Source organism: Blautia pseudococcoides, assembly GCF_001689125.2.
GTDB lineage: Bacteria > Bacillota > Clostridia > Lachnospirales > Lachnospiraceae > Blautia > Blautia pseudococcoides.
The window spans coordinates 494,749-512,936 of the sequence record NZ_CP015405.2 but is presented as its reverse complement, the minus strand read 5'-3'; the positions used below and the strand labels follow the sequence as shown (position 1 = coordinate 512,936).

At 39.9% G+C, this 18,188-nt stretch carries 12 protein-coding genes; 6 read left to right on the top strand and 6 right to left on the bottom strand.

Annotated elements, in window-relative coordinates:
- Positions 1-9 precede the first annotated feature (9 nt).
- Genes A4V09_RS02430 through glf form a run of 4 tightly spaced genes read right to left on the bottom strand, consistent with a single transcriptional unit; the run spans position 10 to position 4,155 of the window.
- A complete protein-coding gene (locus tag A4V09_RS02430; RefSeq protein ID WP_065540939.1) occupies positions 10-810 on the bottom strand; it encodes a glycosyltransferase family 2 protein in 801 nt (266 codons plus the stop codon).
- Positions 797-2,122 (bottom strand): lipopolysaccharide biosynthesis protein, encoded by a 1,326-nt coding sequence (locus A4V09_RS02425; RefSeq protein ID WP_065540938.1) that lies wholly within the window; start codon positions 2,120-2,122, stop codon positions 797-799. The genes A4V09_RS02430 and A4V09_RS02425 overlap by 14 nt, the downstream gene beginning before the upstream one ends.
- Positions 2,119-2,985 carry a LicD family protein gene (locus A4V09_RS02420; RefSeq protein WP_065540937.1) on the bottom strand — a complete coding sequence of 289 codons (867 nt, stop codon included), beginning with the start codon at positions 2,983-2,985 and terminating at the stop codon, positions 2,119-2,121. The genes A4V09_RS02425 and A4V09_RS02420 overlap by 4 nt, the downstream gene beginning before the upstream one ends.
- A gap of 60 nt (positions 2,986-3,045) precedes the next feature.
- Positions 3,046-4,155, bottom strand: coding sequence for a UDP-galactopyranose mutase (gene glf / locus A4V09_RS02415; RefSeq protein WP_065540936.1), 1,110 nt, complete (start codon positions 4,153-4,155; stop codon positions 3,046-3,048).
- Between the two features lie 176 nt (positions 4,156-4,331).
- Between glf and A4V09_RS02410 the strand changes: the two genes are divergently transcribed.
- Both A4V09_RS02410 and A4V09_RS02405 read left to right on the top strand, forming a co-directional pair.
- Entirely contained in the window at positions 4,332-5,321 is a 990-nt protein-coding gene (locus tag A4V09_RS02410) for a glycosyltransferase family 8 protein (RefSeq protein ID WP_065540935.1), read from the top strand.
- Positions 5,322-5,420: 99 nt separating this feature from the next.
- Complete coding sequence (locus A4V09_RS02405; RefSeq protein WP_065540934.1) at positions 5,421-9,326, top strand: hypothetical protein; 3,906 nt, start codon at positions 5,421-5,423, stop codon at positions 9,324-9,326.
- Between the two features lie 113 nt (positions 9,327-9,439).
- Here A4V09_RS02405 and A4V09_RS02400 read toward each other — a convergent pair whose 3' ends face one another.
- Positions 9,440-12,724 carry an N-acetylmuramoyl-L-alanine amidase gene (locus A4V09_RS02400; RefSeq protein WP_065540933.1) on the bottom strand — a complete coding sequence of 1,095 codons (3,285 nt, stop codon included), beginning with the start codon at positions 12,722-12,724 and terminating at the stop codon, positions 9,440-9,442.
- A gap of 190 nt (positions 12,725-12,914) precedes the next feature.
- On the opposite strand from A4V09_RS02400, the gene rffA reads away from it, so the two are divergent.
- Positions 12,915-14,042, top strand: a complete 1,128-nt coding sequence (gene rffA, locus A4V09_RS02395; protein ID WP_065540932.1) for a dTDP-4-amino-4,6-dideoxygalactose transaminase — start codon at positions 12,915-12,917, stop codon at positions 14,040-14,042.
- A 67-nt stretch (positions 14,043-14,109) separates the two neighbouring features.
- Here rffA and A4V09_RS02390 read toward each other — a convergent pair whose 3' ends face one another.
- Positions 14,110-14,448 (bottom strand): EamA family transporter, encoded by a 339-nt coding sequence (locus A4V09_RS02390; RefSeq protein WP_065540931.1) that lies wholly within the window; start codon positions 14,446-14,448, stop codon positions 14,110-14,112.
- A 522-nt stretch (positions 14,449-14,970) separates the two neighbouring features.
- Between A4V09_RS02390 and A4V09_RS02380 the strand changes: the two genes are divergently transcribed.
- The 3 genes from A4V09_RS02380 to A4V09_RS02370 are packed head-to-tail and all read left to right on the top strand — an operon-like array spanning position 14,971 to position 18,161.
- Complete coding sequence (locus A4V09_RS02380; protein WP_065540929.1) at positions 14,971-15,900, top strand: glycosyltransferase family 2 protein; 930 nt, start codon at positions 14,971-14,973, stop codon at positions 15,898-15,900.
- Between the two features lie 24 nt (positions 15,901-15,924).
- On the top strand, positions 15,925-16,905 hold the full coding sequence (locus tag A4V09_RS02375) for a hypothetical protein (RefSeq protein ID WP_065540928.1): 981 nt from the start codon (positions 15,925-15,927) through the stop codon (positions 16,903-16,905).
- 11 nt (positions 16,906-16,916) lie between these two features.
- Entirely contained in the window at positions 16,917-18,161 is a 1,245-nt protein-coding gene (locus tag A4V09_RS02370) for an ATP-grasp domain-containing protein (RefSeq protein WP_242963929.1), read from the top strand.
- Positions 18,162-18,188 lie beyond the last annotated feature (27 nt).

Genomic DNA, 18,188 nt, shown 5'->3' with positions numbered 1-18,188 from the left:
ATTCATTATTTATAGATTATTGGATTTTTCACTTGAACTATACAGCTTTACAAGTATTCTGGCAATTGGTTCGGGCCAAAATTTCCTAAACATAATGAAATCTTCTCTTTTTCTCGCATCATCACCAAGAATAATACTGGTTTCTGAATCCTCATGGATTCTATGGTACATCAAAATTTTATTTACATACACAAAACTGCCTTTCTCTTTGGAAAGTTTTTCCCACGCCTCCCAGTCTTCCGCACTGCGGAACCCTGCTTTAAAGACAGGCTCATGCAAGTTCTCTTTTACAAAGGTCACAGAAGGACAACAAATAGGACACCCCAGGGACAAAATTCTCCGTCTTACAAACTTAGATCTCCAGAACACCTTGAATCTCAACGGCATCAGCATAAACCGTTTGATCCTCAACAGCCGGTTATTGAGTACAGGCCTTCCGTTCCGCAGTTCCCCATAATCTCCAAAAACAATCAGCGGTCTTTTTGAGCGTCTGAGATATTCATAAATCCTCTGCCAATACTCGGCAAGATAAATATCATCCTGATGCGCTATGGTAACATACCTGGAATCTGCACATTGATAGGCAAAATTCCAATCCTGTGTAATTCCGTGTTCCCCATGGTTTACAAAAAGAGGTATGCCGTATTTTAGGCTCAGTTCCTCTATGTATTCATTCGGTGTTGATGTAACTATTATAATATGGCTTTTTCTGGTCTGCTTTTTTAATGACAGAATACATTCTTCCAGATATGGACTTTCTTTATAGGCACATATAGCAAAAGTATGTTCTTTTCTTCTATATCCTTTCATCTTTTCTAACCGCTCCGTTTCTCTTTAATTTCGAGTTTTCTGTCTGCCCATTCACCGTAAAATTATCATGGACACTTTTCGTCAGACACAGTGCTAAAAAGATAATTTCCACAATTGTTGCGAGGGCCAGCGCTGCACTTCCGCCCTGCATATCATATCTTCTGACTAAAATCGCAGAAGAAATGTAGCTGACTGCAACTGCTGCAGCATTAGCGGCTACAAGCCCCTTAAAATCTCTGATCGCGGTCAGGACACCGCAGAGAAGCCAGGCGAATGCCGTCAGCACTGTACATATGATCAAAGGAATCAACAAATCTGAATGGGCAGCCACTTCCTCTCCCAAAAGCAGATGCAGTCCCCATTTACCCAGGAATTTTCCGCCTATCACTCCTGCTACGGCCAATCCTGCCACGGCAGCGGAACATAAAGCCAAGGCGTTCAAAAAACCTTTTTTATTCTTCTGGTGATACCTCTCAGCAAAAAGTGTGACAAAAGGATTAAAGATATAGGTGGCGCCCATTTGTATAATTAAAGTCGGCGTAGCTACAGAACCATAGATCCCAAGCTTATAATTCCCCAGATATCGCTCTATGAATAATCTGGGAATCGTACCGATCGCTGTAGACAACATAGTATATACGACCAGAGGGAAGCATTCAATCAATAATTCTTTTAATTTCTTTTTATCCCAGCTAACACGTATATTTGTTATCTTTCCGGCAAAATGAATATCATACAAACACACAGACAACATACAGCATACCGTCATTCCAAAGAGCGTCAAAGCAAGATTTCCGGATAAGAATAAAGCTGCAGAAAACGTACCCAAAGTCAAAATACCTCTTATAGTAAGGGACTTTCCTACATAATCAAGGCGCCACAATTTTTGATATATTCCGGCAAAAACATCAAAGAGAGCCTCTGACAGTTTATAGACAAAATAAATAATGATACATATTTTTTGTTCCAAGCTGTAAGACAATACCACCGTATAGGCCATACACCCAAACAAAGCTGCACTTCCAGTAAAAATCCTGCTGGAAATATACAAACCGTTTGAATACTTCTCATTTGTATCAGAGACCTGAAAATTTCTCATGCCATATACAGCTAAACTATACCATATATTACTTACTGACATAGCTAAGGAGAGAAGTCCGGCATCCTCTACTCCCGAAATTCTCACCACCAGAATAGTCAAAAGCCACTGGCATCCCAAATAGAACATGCTTCCCCAGGAATTCCAAAGTATGCTCTGTTTCATGGATAATTTTTTTCCGCCTTTGTAATCATTTTTCATGTTTTTTTTCAATTGCCGGTTTCTCCATCTCCAAAATCTATAAATGAGGCATAATGATTGTGTCTTTCATCTTCCGGCGGCATTTGCATGTACTCCCCATATTCAGGCCGGAGAAACGCATCAAAGTCTTTGACCAATGCCACTTCCGTGTCCTCAAATTTGCATTTCACTACAGGGAAAGAATCCTTTGTACGGATCATTAAATTTTCGCCGGATATGTAGGAATAATCAATATATAAATCTGAATCGTCCTCACAATTTGCAGCCCATTTCAAATATTTATCCGTGCACATCTGCGGCGTTATATGGATCAGCTTAAACAAATTATGCAGGATCTTACAACCCCATTGTGCCGCTATTTTCTTCCACCCCTTAACCTCAGGAGGAAGATTGGGATTGGGAATCAGAGTCAGCACCTGAAGCCTTGCCCAAAACCAGGTCTTTTTTTGGTGTTTTTTTCTTAACTTTTCATTTTCAGATGTCCTGTCATAAGGAAAAATATCAATAAATATTCCCAAGGGGTAATTTCCCTGCTGATATGCATCTTCAATAAACCTTGTCCCTTTTTTGATCATTTTTCCAAACATGAGAGGATATCTTTTTTCCGTATCCGTTGACATGAAGATATACTTTTCTCCCATTTCTTCAGGCGCTATTTCCATAAATTTATTATAGTCTTCTCTCAGCATACATACGTCAATATCATCATCCCATGGAATAAATCCCTGATGGCGGAGGGCCCCAATAGCTGTTCCCCCTGTTGCAAAATAAGGCAATTTATGCTTTTCACAGATGGCTATAAAATCTTTCAAAATTTCCAATTCCACCAACTGCAGTTTCCTAAGGTCTTTCTCATTATATGTCTTATTCTCCATAATTGCTCTGAAATATGGTGTCCTTCACCACGCCATCCTTTCTATAAACAAACAATATATTTATTTATCAGCGGAAAATTCTTTCCCGGCAAGACGGAGTGCTGCTTCTATTACTTTATCCATATCGTAATATTTATACTCTGCCAATCTGCCTCCAAACAGTGTATTATTTTCTATTTCCGCAAGTTTAGCATACTTTTTATACAATTCTTGGTTTCTGCTGTCATTAACCGGATAGTAAGGCTCTTTGCCCTTTTCCCAGACGGCCGGATATTCTCTGGTAATAACCGTTTTTTCTGATCTGCTGTTTTCAAAATGTTTATGCTCTATGATTCTTGTAAACGGGACCTCACTATCAGTATAGTTAACAACGGCAACCCCCTGATAATTCTCCAGTTCCAAAACATCTGTTTCAAACCGCAGACTTCTATATTCCAAATCTCCGTATATGAAATCATAGTAAGAATCAAGGGTGCCTGTATATAACAGCTTATCTCCCTGTTCCCGGTATTTTTCTCTGTTTTTATTAAAATCAACACCGGTTTCTATGTCACACCCTGAAAATAGCTTTTTAACCAGTATATTATATCCTCCGATAGGAATACCCTGATACAAATCATTGAAATAATTATTGTCATAAGTATATCTTACAGGTATCCTTTTAATAATAAAAGAAGGCAGTTCACAGCATTTCCTACCCCACTGTTTTTCTGTATACCCTTTTATTAACTTTTCATATATATCATAACCTACCAGACTTATGGCCTGCTCCTCAAGATTTCTTGGTGTCCCCGTTACTGCTGTCTTCTGTGTTTCAATTATCTTATGTGCCTCTGCCGGTGTAGTAACCCCCCACATTTTATTAAAAGTATTCATATTAAAAGGTAAGTTATAGATTTCCCCACGATAATTAGCAACCGGTGAATTGGTAAACCGGTTAAACTCCACAAGATTGTTTACAAAATCCCATACTTTACGGCTGCTTGTATGAAAAATATGGGCTCCATACTTATGTACTTGAATGCCTTCCACCTCTTCACAGTACAGATTACCACCAACTGTATGTCTTTTTTCTATAACAAGACACCTTTTGTTGTGTTCTACTGCACTTTTTGCAAATACACCTGCAAAAAGGCCGCTGCCTACAATGACATAATCATATTTCTTCATATTTGTCTCCCATATCATCCAATCTCAAATAAAATTATTATACCCTGTTTATTCATAAGAATCAATTCTTAATTTATAAAGAAAATTTTACTATCCCATATCACTCATAAATATGCTATAATTGGTTTGCGACATAAAGCACCGCTGTATGCGTGTTCGGACGAAAGGAGACAGCAGTGAATTTTTTATATACTGTTAATAATAATTTTGTACCACAATTAGGGGCAGGGATCGCATCAATTTGCGAAAATAACTCAAAAGAACCTCAAATCACTTTTTATATTATGTCTTTTGGTATTTCTTTAAAAAACAAAGATAACCTAAAACGTTTAGCAGAAAAATATAACCGTAATATTACTTTTATTGAAATAGCAGATATAAAACAGTATTTTGATTTTGACATTGATACATCCGGCTGGAATCCAATTGTTTTAGCCAGGCTGATCATGGGCCGGATATTGCCGGAAAATCTCAAAAGAATTTTATATTTAGATGGTGATACGATCGTCATTTCCAGTTTGGAAGAATTGTGGCATATGGATCTAAAAGATAAGACACTGGGAATGAGTATTGAACCTACTGTAGATAAAAAACGAAAAGAAGCTCTTGGACTAAAGGGATATTTTTATCATAATGCCGGAGTATTACTGGTAGATTTGGAAAAGTGGCGGAAAAAAGAGTCTGACAAAAAAATAATACAATATTACAGAGATCATAATGGTAATCTCTTTGCAAATGATCAGGACGCTATAAATGGAGCCTTAAAAGATGAAATATTATCTATAATGCCTAAATACAATTTCTGTAATATTTTCTATCAATATCCATATAAATTTCTCTCCAATCTGGTAAGTCCGCTAAAATATTTCTCCAAAGAGGAATTTGACAGCTGTATCAAGAACCCAGTCATCATACATTATCTAGGAGAAGAACGCCCGTGGAGGGCAGGAAATACACATAAATATAAAAAATACTATGAAAAGTATCTCGGAATGACAGATTGGAAAGATACTCCCTATGAGGACGGCTGGAAAGTATACTTTGTATGCTGGAGATTCTTTAATTTTATTATGAAACCTGTTCCAAAAGTACGTTATTATATGATCAATATGTTAATCCCTTTTTTTATGAAATATAGGGCAAACAAATTACGGAACGGTAAATAGCTTAGTGCAAACCAGCCGTTTCAGTGACGGCTTGAAATCATATAAAAGGCCCTCTTATTCACATATTCAGTTAGGGCAGAAAAGGAAAGGGTAATAATTATGAAGGGGAAACTCAAAAAAGCTGTATGTTTCTTGTTGATTTTTATGGTATTGCTGACGCTCGACCTGGTTCCTCCGGCGCAATCGGAGACTGTATGGGCAGCAAATAATACCAGCAAAATACACTTTTTAACCTTAGCAGACAATACAGATGCAATTCTTTTGGAATGTAATGGAAAATTCGGCATGGTGGATTCTGGAGAAGACAATGATTATCCAAGCGGAAGCAAACCAGATTATCCAAGCCGGCCGGGTATTGTAAAGGGAAACGGATTTGAACAGGATGTAATTGCCTATCTTCAGGCAGCAGGTGTCACAAAGGATAATTTTGAATTCTACATTGGTACGCATCCTCATAGTGATCATATCGGGTCAGCCGATGACATCATATATGCATTTCATCCTAAACGTGTTTATATAGAAGCCTATTCTGATAATGATGTTACGGATAGTACCCGTTTATGGGATAATTTGTATGTTTACGACCACATGGTGAAGGCAGCGCAGGACACAGGCGCCACATTAATCCAGTCTTTCAATACAAGCGCGCCCCTTTATCCGGAGACTGTGACTGTAAGCGGCAGTATTATAATGAATAAAGACACAGAGGTTCCACCGGAATCTGAAGATACTACAAACCCAGATGACAGCAATCCCGCCGGACCGGAAGATACAGATGAAACATTGCCACCGGCACAAAATCCAGATACAGAGTCTCAGGAGACAGACAATGCCCCTCAAGGCATCGACAAGGAGGCACAGAACATAGGCGCTGCTCCACAGGATATAGACGCTTCCAATCAAGACACTGACACAAAATCACAGAATCCAGATTCTGTTCCTCAAGATGCCGGCAAAGAAATGCAGGACACAGATTCCGATTCTCAAAATATGGGAAAAGAAAGACCAGACACGGATTCTGTTCCCAAAGACATTCCTCAGGAATCGCAGGAAGACACGGACAATGAGTCACAGGACACAAATGCTGCACCACAAGACACCGACACAGATTCACAGGATACAGACTCTGCAGCACAAGGCAGCAATACAGATGGCACAACGATTTTACCCTCACGTATAGAAGTGACTTTATCCTATATAACTGCAGATCCGGAAACGAAACTGCCTGCTGATGTCACCGTAGAGGCTCAGGAAGTTCCCGGGAGAGACGGTATCTGGACGTATAACTTTACAGGCATCAGAAAATATGATGATACCAAAACACCGTTCTCTTACAAGATCAGTCCAAAATCCAAGGGATATACCTTTGCTCCTTTAGAGGAAGAAAATATATTTGATTTTATCTGCAGTACAGAAAATCCTTCCACTCCTGAATCAGCAAACATAATTCCTGAGGATACTTTACAGTTCTTCAGCGTTTACCAGGAAGAAAGCGGAACAACAGACGAACCCCTTGATTCTTCTGATGATGGTTCTTCTGATGATCTGACCGTTGAAGATATTCCTCCCAGTGACCAGGTAGACCCTGATCATCCGGATGACCCAAATAATGCATATGGCGATACTTATGCGGCACCTGCGCAGAGTGGTATATTTGAAGGTAAAACCGTGGGTTCTGTCTCTACACCAGTCTTTATGCTGGGTGGTAAAAATGGCATGAAGCTTGAAATAATGAATTATGGTGTTAAACGGCCTCAGCCAGATGCCAACTATTACAGCCTTGGAGTTAAAGTCACTTCTATGACAACTAAAAAGACTGCCTTTTTGGCTGGTGATATTAACAATTACATCGGAGCGGAGACTGCTCTTGCCAAACGGCTTGGGCATGTGGATGTGTTGAAACTTGGGCATCATGGCTTTTATGGTTCCAACACCTATAATTATCTGAAGGCACTGAGTCCGGACATTGCGATTATGACAGGTAAGTATAATTATGTATCCAACTCCAGTGTCGATAATAATATAGGCACCCTGGATTCGCTTCTAAAATTAGGACAATCCGGAACCGCCCTTTATCCAACCGCATGGTACGCACCATATATAAAAGCAATTGTAATCAATCTTGACAAAGGACTAAGTAATAATATACCAAAGGGCAAGGAATTCGTTGCATCTGCTGAAGGCTCATCCCCCTATCGACACATATACTATTATGATGGCTTTCCTAAGAAAACGAATGGATGGAAAAAAGATTCCAAGGATAACTGGTATTATTTTGAAAACTCATACAATGCCTCCACCAACAAATGGCTGCAAAACGCTTCAGGTCAATGGTCCTATCTAAAAGAGGATGGATCTATGGCCGTAGGATGGGTACTTGTAAATGGTAAATGGTACTATACGGATTCTAAAGGTTATATGACTACCGGCTGGCAAAAAGTCAGTGGAAAATGGTATTACATGGATTCCAATGGCCAGATGCAGACCGGACGAAAAAATATAGGGAAATATTATTATTATTTTGATACATCAACTGGGGCCATGGCTCAGGACCAATATGTAAACGGCTATTATTATGATTCTTCAGGAAAATGGATCCCCAATTTTAAAGATGGAAACTGGCAGCATAATGCAACGGGTTATTGGTATCAATTTGGCAATGGTACTTATCCTTCAAGTTGTTGGCTGCAAATTCATGGAGAATGGTATTATTTCAACGCATCCGGTTATATTGTGACCGGGTGGATGAAGCAAGGAAATACATGGTATTATTTTAACGGTGATGGCGTTATGTGCACAGGGTGGTACCGGGTAAATGGAATCTGGTACTATTCTGATGCTTCCGGAAAGATGCTTACAGGTCTGCAGACAATTGATGGCAAAAAGTATTATTTTAATAGCAGCGGTGCTATGGCCACCGGTTGGGTATACCTCAATAAGAGCTGGTACTATTTCACTGAATATGGCGCAAAAACCGGATGGTATACGGTGGGTAATATATGGTATTATTCTAGTTCTGACGGAAAAATGCAGACAGGGTGGATTAAGTCAAACGGCAGATACTATTATACCTCCGGCAGCGGCGCCATGATGACCGGATGGATTTTTGTTGATAAAAAATGGTATTATCTTGATAATTCGGGTGCTATGCTCACTGGCTGGTACGAGATAAACGGTATCTGGTATTATTCCAATGGATCAGGTGAAATGCTGACCGGTCTTCACACTATAGGCCAAAGCAAATACTATCTGGCAGGAAACGGTGCCATGGCAACCGGTTGGGTATATACCGGAAATAAATGGTATTACTTCAACAGCAACGGTGCAGCGGCAGTCGGGTGGTATAAAATAAATAATATCTGGTATTATTCCAATTCTGCCGGAGTCATGCAGACCGGATGGCTCAAGCAGGGCAATACTAAGTATTATATGTATGGCAGCGGTGCCATGGCTACCGGATGGGTAGCATTGGGGAGCAAATGGTATTATTTTACAGACAGCGGGGCTGTTGCCAGAGGATGGTTCAAAGTAAACAATATCTGGTATTATTCTAATTCATCAGGTATAATGCAGACTGGTTGGCTTGAGCAGGGCAATACCAAATATTATTTTTACGGAAATGGCTCTATGGCCACAGGTTGGGCTGCTCTGGGAAATAAATGGTACTATTTCACAGATAGTGGAGCGGTTGTCAGAGGATGGTTTAAAATAAACAATACCTGGTATTATTCTAATTCATCAGGGGTAATGCAGACCGGATGGCTCAAACAAGGCAGTACCAGGTATTATCTATACGGAGATGGATCTATGGCCACAGGATGGCTTTTGGATGGTAATAAGTGGTTTTACATGAACAGTTTAGGTGCTATGACCACAGGATGGCAGAATGTAAATGATACATGGTATTATTTAAATCCTTCCAATGGAGTTATGTATGCAAACGCATGGACTCCTGATGGATATTATGTAAATGGCAGCGGTGCCTGGACAGGCCAGCGGCGCTGAAATGCTCCACTAAAAAATATAAAGAAACAGAAAGGGTGTGTATCACAGTTCAATAAGAACCTGTGATACACACCCTTTCTAACTATTTCCACGTTCTGATATGTATATTATCATTACAAATTTTTCAAATTTGTTATCATTTCAACTAAATCTTTTCCATAATTTTTACTTGCCGCCCAACCGGCTCCGGTTGGATTATCCGGAATCCCCAGCCATTCCACGTACATTGCTGATTTTCTTGTTACATACTGAAATCTTTCATCAACACATGCATTCTTTAAGTCCTTGTCGGAAGCGTACGCTTTTAAGTGCTGAACCTGAGCGCGTATGCCGGTACGGACATTTTTAAAAGAATTTCCAGCTGCTCCATTACCGATTGCTCCCAGGCCTGCAAAATTAAACTGCTCTACCTTCACATCCCCTCCATACTGGAGCCATCCGGTTTCTTTCATAGCCTGGGTGAACACGACTTCTGCCTTTATTCCCTCTTCATTTGCTTCCTCTAAAACAATTTTAGCAAATGTTTTAATATCTGCCGCACCACCCTTTTTCAGTGCAGCAGACGGATATGTACATCCCGATTTCTTATAATACTTTACCATTTGATCTACAGTTGCAGAGCTGCTTCCCTCTATGGCATATAAGTTCTTTGGATTATCTTTTTTTTTATCCGGTATCCATGCACCGGAATTATTGAAATAATAATCCTTTCCGCCCAATGTGTGCCAGCCTGTCAGCATCGCTCCACTGTTGTTCAAATAATACCAGACATTTCCCAGCTGCAGCCAACCGGTCTGCATAGCTCCGCTCCCGTTACAGTAATACCAGACATTATTTACTGTAAACCATCCGGTTCTCATAGCTCCGCTTCCTGGAGTCATATAATACCAGCTGCCGTTGATAAAATTCCATCCTTCCGCCATAGCCCCGCTTCCGGACAAATAATACCAGATATCACCTAATTTCAGCCAGCCTGTCTGCATGGCTCCGCTTCCATCACTGTAATACCATTTCTTTCCAACCTGATACCACCCTGTGCGCATATGTCCACTATTTGGCTGCATATAGTACCAGGTATTTCCCAGACGGATCCATCCCTCTGCCATGGAGCCGTTTGCATTCAGATAATACCAGACATTTCCCTGACTCAACCATCCGCCGGTACGCATGGCGCCACTTCCGTCAAGAAAATACCACTTACTGTCTATTTTCTGCCAACCGGTCTTCATAGCGCCGTTGCCGGGCTGCATATAATACCAGGTGCTTCCCACCAGCGTCCAGCCTTCTGCCATAACTCCGCTTCCATTCAGATAATACCATGTATTATAAGTATACAGCCAGCCGGTCTGCATAACTCCGCTTCCATCACTATAATACCATTTTTTATCGACCTGATACCAACCGGTCTTCATTCGGCCATTTTTATCCAGATAATACCACTGGCCCCCTATCTTCTGCCAGCCGGTCAATGCGGCTCCGCTTCCCGACATATAATACCAGTAGTTACCCAGCATATGCCAGCCACTTTCCAGCATAACACCGTTTCCCTGCAGATAGTATGATTTGCCGGAGATTTTCTTCCATCCGGTCTGCATACTTCCGGAGGTATTAAGATAGTACCAGCTTCCGTCTATTTTTTGCCAGCCGGTCTGCATAACACCGGAAGAATTCATATAATACCAGTAATTTCCTATCATCTGCCAGCCGGTCTGCATAACACCGCTGCCATTAAAATAATACCAGGCGTTATCTATCTTCTGCCAGCCGGTCTGCTTTACAGATCCGATATAATAATACCAGGAACCTCCTGTTTTTTTCCATTTTCCTTTTGGTTCAGGTACCGGCTCATATGTCTCTCCCCCAGTCTCTATACCAAAATACTGCGCGATGCCATATGCATCTGCTTTAGCCAGATTTTTAATAGAAGCTTCATTATTCAAAAACTTTTTATCATCTTTTCCACTTAAAAATGCATGCTCCACGATAATGGAAGGAATAGATGCTTTCAGTCCTTCTCTTACAATTGCATAATAATCCGCAGTGCTTCCGTCAGGATAATGATAATCACTGGAATCCTTTTCTAAAAGTCCCCTGTCATAAAGTCCCAGAGAGGTAAGTCTTTTCAAAATATTATTAGCAGCCTTCTGCGCATTCTCTGCCACCTCGGTATTGTATCTCCCTGTTTTCGGAACCAATACCTCTGCACCATGAGCAGTCTCTTTATCAAAAGAATTCAAATGAAGGCTAACCAGCAGATCAGCATGTTTATTAGCGGCATATGCAACTCTTTCGTTCAAGGTCATGTTGATCGCCTTGTTTGCGCCTACTGTATCATGGGTCATATATACTGTAAGCTGTGGATATTTCGCAAGTTCCTCTTTTAAATAATTGGCAATTTTCATGGTAAGGTCTGCTTCCACGAATTTTGTACCGTCACTGAATTTGTGTTCAGCTCCGCTGTCATACCCATCGGTATCTATGGTTCCATGCCCCGGGTCAAGTACAACTATATAGTGTTCTTTCTGTTTTGGTTCTACAGCCATGGCCGTAGGGACATCCCCATCTTCCCCCAGAGCAAATGTCTGGATACCATTACCAGCGTTTTCTGCCAATTGGTTATTTTCAGTAAGAGATTCCTTTATGGCTTCTGCAGATATTCCATTGTCATCCGCAGACAGCACTGCTTTTTCCACCTGCTCAACTGTCTGGGAATCAAGACCTGCCTCTTCATTTTTAGTATCCGTAACAACCTGGGCAGCTTCTTCGCTGCTCATCTCAATCTGCTCCATCTCCTCCTGTTGATTCAGAAGAGTCTCATACTCCTGACCTGCAACAGAGGCATTTACTGAAATAAAAGTCCTTTCCTGCTGGGCTGCAGGCAGATCAAGAAGAAATGCAGCTACATTTTCCACAACTTCTTCAGCCTGGGCTGTATGTATTTCTCCTTCGCCATCATGATATGTCAGTACAGCACTTTCCAGAGCTGTAGACTCTACATCTCCCAATTCAACAATAACAGACTGATGTACGCCATCTTCCTGTGTCAGAATGTAATTCAGCGGCAATTCCGCTTTCCGGCTATCTTCCTGTCCCGACATCTCCCCATCGGAACTTGGTGCCTCATCTTCTACCGCCGGTATATCTGTCTCGCCACTCATCTGAGCATCTTGCTCCGGTGTGTCTGCATCACCACTCATCTGAGCATCTTGTGCCGGCGTATCTGCCTCCCCACTTATCCGGGGATCAGATGTGGGTGTATCTGTCTCTTCACCCATCTGCGTATCGTATGCCGATGGATCCTCCTCACTCATCTGAGCACCATATGCCGGCGTATACAAACTCATAAGCATAGCCAGTACAAGTGCGTAGGATAGAAGTCTTTTCCCTAATCTCTTCATTGTGTACTCCTCTTCTTTTTGTATTTCTTGCAAAGTTATTACATTTATTAACTAAGTATTAAATATTATACATGAATACTCTTAAGAAATCAATGGATTCCCAGTTTATTATTTCCTTTTTTTTTATCTTATGGTACAATAATAATGTTTTTTATAATAACCCGGAGTATGTTTTAAAAAGGAGTTCTCAATGATTGATTTTAATATTCCGCCTTATGTAGGCAAAGAAATGGATTATATAAAAGAAGCTGTGACCAACCGCAAGATATGTGGTGACGGTGTATTTACGCAAAAGTGCAGTAACTGGATGAAGGAACACTTTGACGTAAATCAGGTTTTTCTGACCACTTCCTGTACACATGCCCTGGAAATGGCCGCTGTATTGACTGACATCAAACCAGGGGATGAGGTCATTCTTCCCTCCTACACTTTCGTATCTACAGCAGATGCCTTTGTTCAAAGAGGCGCTTCCCTGGTATTTGTAGATATCAGACCTGATACCATGAATATAGATGAAACACTTATTGAGTATGCCATCACACCACGCACCAGGGTAATTGTTCCTGTTCATTACGCTGGCGTATCCTGTGAGATGGATACTATCATGGATATTGCAAAGCGTCATAATTTAAAAGTCGTTGAAGATGCCGCTCAGGGATTCGCTTCTTATTATAAAGGAAAAAGCCTTGGTACCATTGGTGACTTTGGATGCTTAAGCTTCCATGAAACTAAGAATCTCAGTATGGGAGAAGGAGGTGCCCTTCTCTTTCAGGATATCTCTTATCAGGAAAAGGCTGAGATCTTAAGAGAAAAAGGAACAGACCGAAGTAAATTTTTTCGGGGACAAATTGATAAATACACATGGCAGGATTATGGCTCCTCTTATCTTCCCAGCGACATGAATGCTGCCTATCTCTGGGCACAGCTGGAAATGGCTTCACAGATACAGGATGACCGTATGGCAAGCTATGCTTTTTATGATACTGCGCTTAAGCCATTGGCAGATAAAGGCTGTTTGGAACAGCCTTATGTTCCGGGGGAATGCCGGCATAATGCACACATGTACTACATAAAATTACAGGATTTGGAAGAAAGATCAAAATTCATTTCCTTTCTGAAACAAAATGGGATTTTGAGTGTATTTCATTATATTCCTCTGCATACTGCCCCTGCCGGCAAAAAATATGGCCGCTTCTCTGGCATGGATAAATACACTACCAGAGAAAGCGAGCGTCTGGTAAGACTTCCTATGTATTATAATTTGAGCCAGAAAGATAAAGAATATATTGTGAAGACTATTTACAACTATTTCACCTGACCGCCTGTTATAAAAAGGGAATTACAGAGTCTTATGATTCTGTAATTCCCTTTTCACGATATATCCTCTAGCCGAGAGTATACACAAAAATACCCGTAATAATAATTAGGTTTCCTATTATCTTCCCCCACGTAAATTTCTCTTTTAAAATGAAATAAGACAGCAGCATAACAAACACATAGCTAAAGGTATCAATCACAGACCCATACTTCATATCTACATGGGTAAATGCATAAGTATTCAGCAGTAATACTCCTCCAAATATTCCATAAGCCGTAATTACATGCCAGTTCAGATATTCAAATATGGGATGACTATATTCCTTATTTGCACTCTGCTTCAAAAGAAGTTGTGAAAACGCTGTAAAAAAGGTTCCGATAAATAGGATAAGCATATATTTATTCATATTTTTGCACCACCAATACTCCTAATAATACAATAAAAAGTCCAAGTACATTTTTTATTGTCAATACCTCGTGAAAAATAATTACTGCCCATATTTGTGACCATATGAGATACACACTTTTATTTGCATAGGCCACACTGAGCTCGAATTTTTGAATAATTTTCTGCCATGCTAAAGCATAGATAAAACAATCCAAAAGCATAAGGAAAAAGAAAAAGTATAATCTGATTCCCCATATTCCATTCTTATTAAATTCCATGGAAGCCATCTTGGTAAAAACCGGGGTAAAAGAAAATATTATGATACTGATATGTAAAAAAATATAGTCTTGTACCCTGCTCTTTTTAGACACAGTCATCTACTTCCCTTCTTTCTGTTGTTTATCCAACTGTACATTTTCTGTCCTTGCACAGTTTTTTACAGTATAACATCCTTCCTGCCAGGAAACAAGTCTATTGAAACCCTTGTTGTAAAATGTTATAATAATCGCGGCGGTTGAAAAACAACCCCGGAGGTAAAAACATGAGTTTATATTCGATCGTAGTTCCTGTTTATAATTCAGAACATACTCTGGAAGAACTTTACACCAGATTGAAAAATGTTTTTGATAATACCCTGCAGGAAGAATTTGAATTAATATTGGTTGATGATAGTTCCCGGGACAACTCCTATGCTGTAATGAAAAAACTTCGCAGACAGGATAGCCGGGTGAAAATCATACAGATGGCAAAGAACTTCGGACAGCATCCAGCACTATTATGCGGTTTTTCTTTTGCCAGAGGCGATTTTATTATTACCATGGATGATGATCTTCAGCATCGCCCGGAAGAAATACCTAAAATGGCTGCTGCTATTAATGAACAAGATGATGTGGACGTGATTATTGCAAAATATGAGAACCGTAAGCATAATTTTATAAGGAGACTGGGAACCCGAATTTCTGTATACGCCACATCAAAAATGTTAAATAAAGATCCCAATCTGGAGATCACCAGTTTTCGGCTGATGCGCAGGTTCATTGTAGAAGCAATTCTGAATACCAATACTCACCTTCCGCAAATCGGAAACCTTCTGGTCCAGAGCAGTAACCGCATCATCAATGTTCCAGTACACCATGATGCACGCAAAGTAGGAAAAAGCAATTATACCTTTCGCAGGCTGGCAAAGGATTTGATTTACGATATAACTTCCAACTCTGCAATCCCCCTCCTCCTGGTCAGGGATTTAGGTATATTCAGTTTTATAATCAGTATTATTCTTGGCCTTTTCTATCTGATTCGCTATTTCATCTATGATGTATCGGTGGAAGGCTGGACAACCCTGGTGCTACTTACCCTGGCTTATAATGGGATCATTCTATTAGCCATTGGTATTATCGGACAATATCTAATGAATATACTGAATGAAGCTAAAAAAATGCCAAATTATGTGATCAGAAAAAAGGAGCTATAAAAATAACACAAAGGATATTTATTTATGAATGAAATCGGCGGTTATTTGGAATTGGAAAATTTTTCAGGTGAAGAGTATTATCCTGAACTGTTAAAACTAAATTTAGGAAGAACAGCGCTCTTATTTGCTCTGGATTATCTGAAAATCAAAAAGCTGTGGCTTCCCTATTTTCTATGTGATTCTATAACTTCTATCTGTGCAGATGCTCCTGTGTCCTTAGAATGGTATCACATTAATGCAGAGTTTGAACCTATTCTCCCCGAAGAAGAAGTGAAAGATGGAGAATATGTTTACCTTGTCAACTATTATGGACAAATTTCTGATCAGAAACTTTTAAGTTATCAACGTCGCTATAAGAATATTTTTCTGGATAATACACATGCCTTTTTCCAAAGGCCTCAGCCGGGTATCCCAGTACTTTATTCCTGTAGAAAATTTTTCGGACTGCCAGATGGAGCATATCTCTATCTGGATGATGTAACAGAAGATATTTTATCCACATATCCAGTGGATATTTCCTCCTTCAGGATGTCCCATATTTTAGGACGCTATGAGCATTCTGCGTCAGAATATTATGCAAATATGCTAGAGACTGCCCGCCATTATTATGAGGAGCCAATAAAAAGAATGTCTCATCTGACGGAAAACCTACTGAAAGGAATTGATTACTCTGCCGTGCGTAAAAAGCGCACTGAAAATTATGAAGTGCTTGCTTCTGCCTTAAATCAATATAATCCCCTCTCTTTGCTGCATTTGGATGGTCCCTTTGTCTATCCTTTTTACTGTACCGATGGTATAAATATCCGTAAGAAATTAGCAGCCGAGAAAATATTTATACCAACTTACTGGAGTAACGTCATAGATCAGATGCCTAAAGAAACTCTTGAGTATGACTATGCTGCTAATATTCTTCCTCTTCCCTGTGACCAGAGATACAGCAAGGAACATATGGAGTATATCCTGCAGGTTCTGAGACAAATAATGAAAGGCCCGAATAACGTATGATGAAACAGAGATTGTTAATACTAGGCTCATTAAGAGAGTTCGTACAATTAATACAAACGGCGAGATCAAGAGGTATTTATACCATCGTCTGTGACGGATACTCGGACAGTGTCGGAAAAAAAATCGCCGACAAGTCCTACGATATTGACGTTGGAGATACCGACCGTATTGTTTCTATCTGTCAGCTAGAGAGAGTGGATGGCATCATCACTTCTTTCTCTGATTATCTCTTTGAATGCATGGTAAAAATAGCAAACAAAGCAGGCCTGAAATGCTATTTTTCCCCTGAAAAACTAGACTATTACAGAAATAAAGATATTATGAAGCAAATGTTTGAAAAGCTTCATATTCCCACAGCAAAATATAGACGGCTGAGCTCCGGATTTTCAAATTCAGATTTGGATGATTTTGAATTTCCTGTTGTAGTAAAGCCTTTAGATAAATATGGTTCACGCGGTGTGCTTGTCTTATATTCTGTTGAAGAAATTAAAAAACACTTTGATTTTATCTGTGCCACTTCTGAGGTAAAGGAAATCCTTGTGGAAGAATATAACGAAGGTTATGAATTTAATATGATGAGCTGGGTCTTGGACGGAACTGTACATGTCATCAGTATTGCAGACAGAGAAAAGACCCCTGTATGCACCAATGATATTCCTATCAGTACCCGAAATGTATATCCTTCCAGGCTTATCTGTAATGTCTATGAAGAGGCAAGGGATATTCTGCAGCGAATTGCCAATTTTACAGGACAGACAAGTGGTGTTTTATCCATGCAGTTTTTCTGGTCTCCCGGAGAAACCATATCCGTCTGTGAGATTGCCGGAAGATTCTTTGGTTATGAACATGAACTTGTAGATTATTGCTGCGGATTAAAAGTGGAAAATCTCCTTCTGGATTATCTCTATGATGAGACATCCCTGCGCAACACGTTAAAGCACCATTCACCTTTTTTTGACAAAACCAGTGCTGTGTTATATTTTCATGGAAAAAATGGTCTGATGGTAGAAAATCAGGAGGCAGCTTTAAAATTATCTTCAATGAAAGGTATTATGGATTCCTGGTTGTTTTATAAGAAAGGGGAGCGGATTATTCCCCATGGAGTAAATCCATACGCAATCCGTTATTATATTACTGCTAAATCCAGAGCAGAAGCAGATTGGATGACTAATTATATTTTTGAACATATGTCAATCACCTCCCCTGAAGGTGAGGAAGTATTATATCAAAATCACATGCCAGAATATCCGGAATAGTATTGAAATAAGCTTGCACGTATTGTC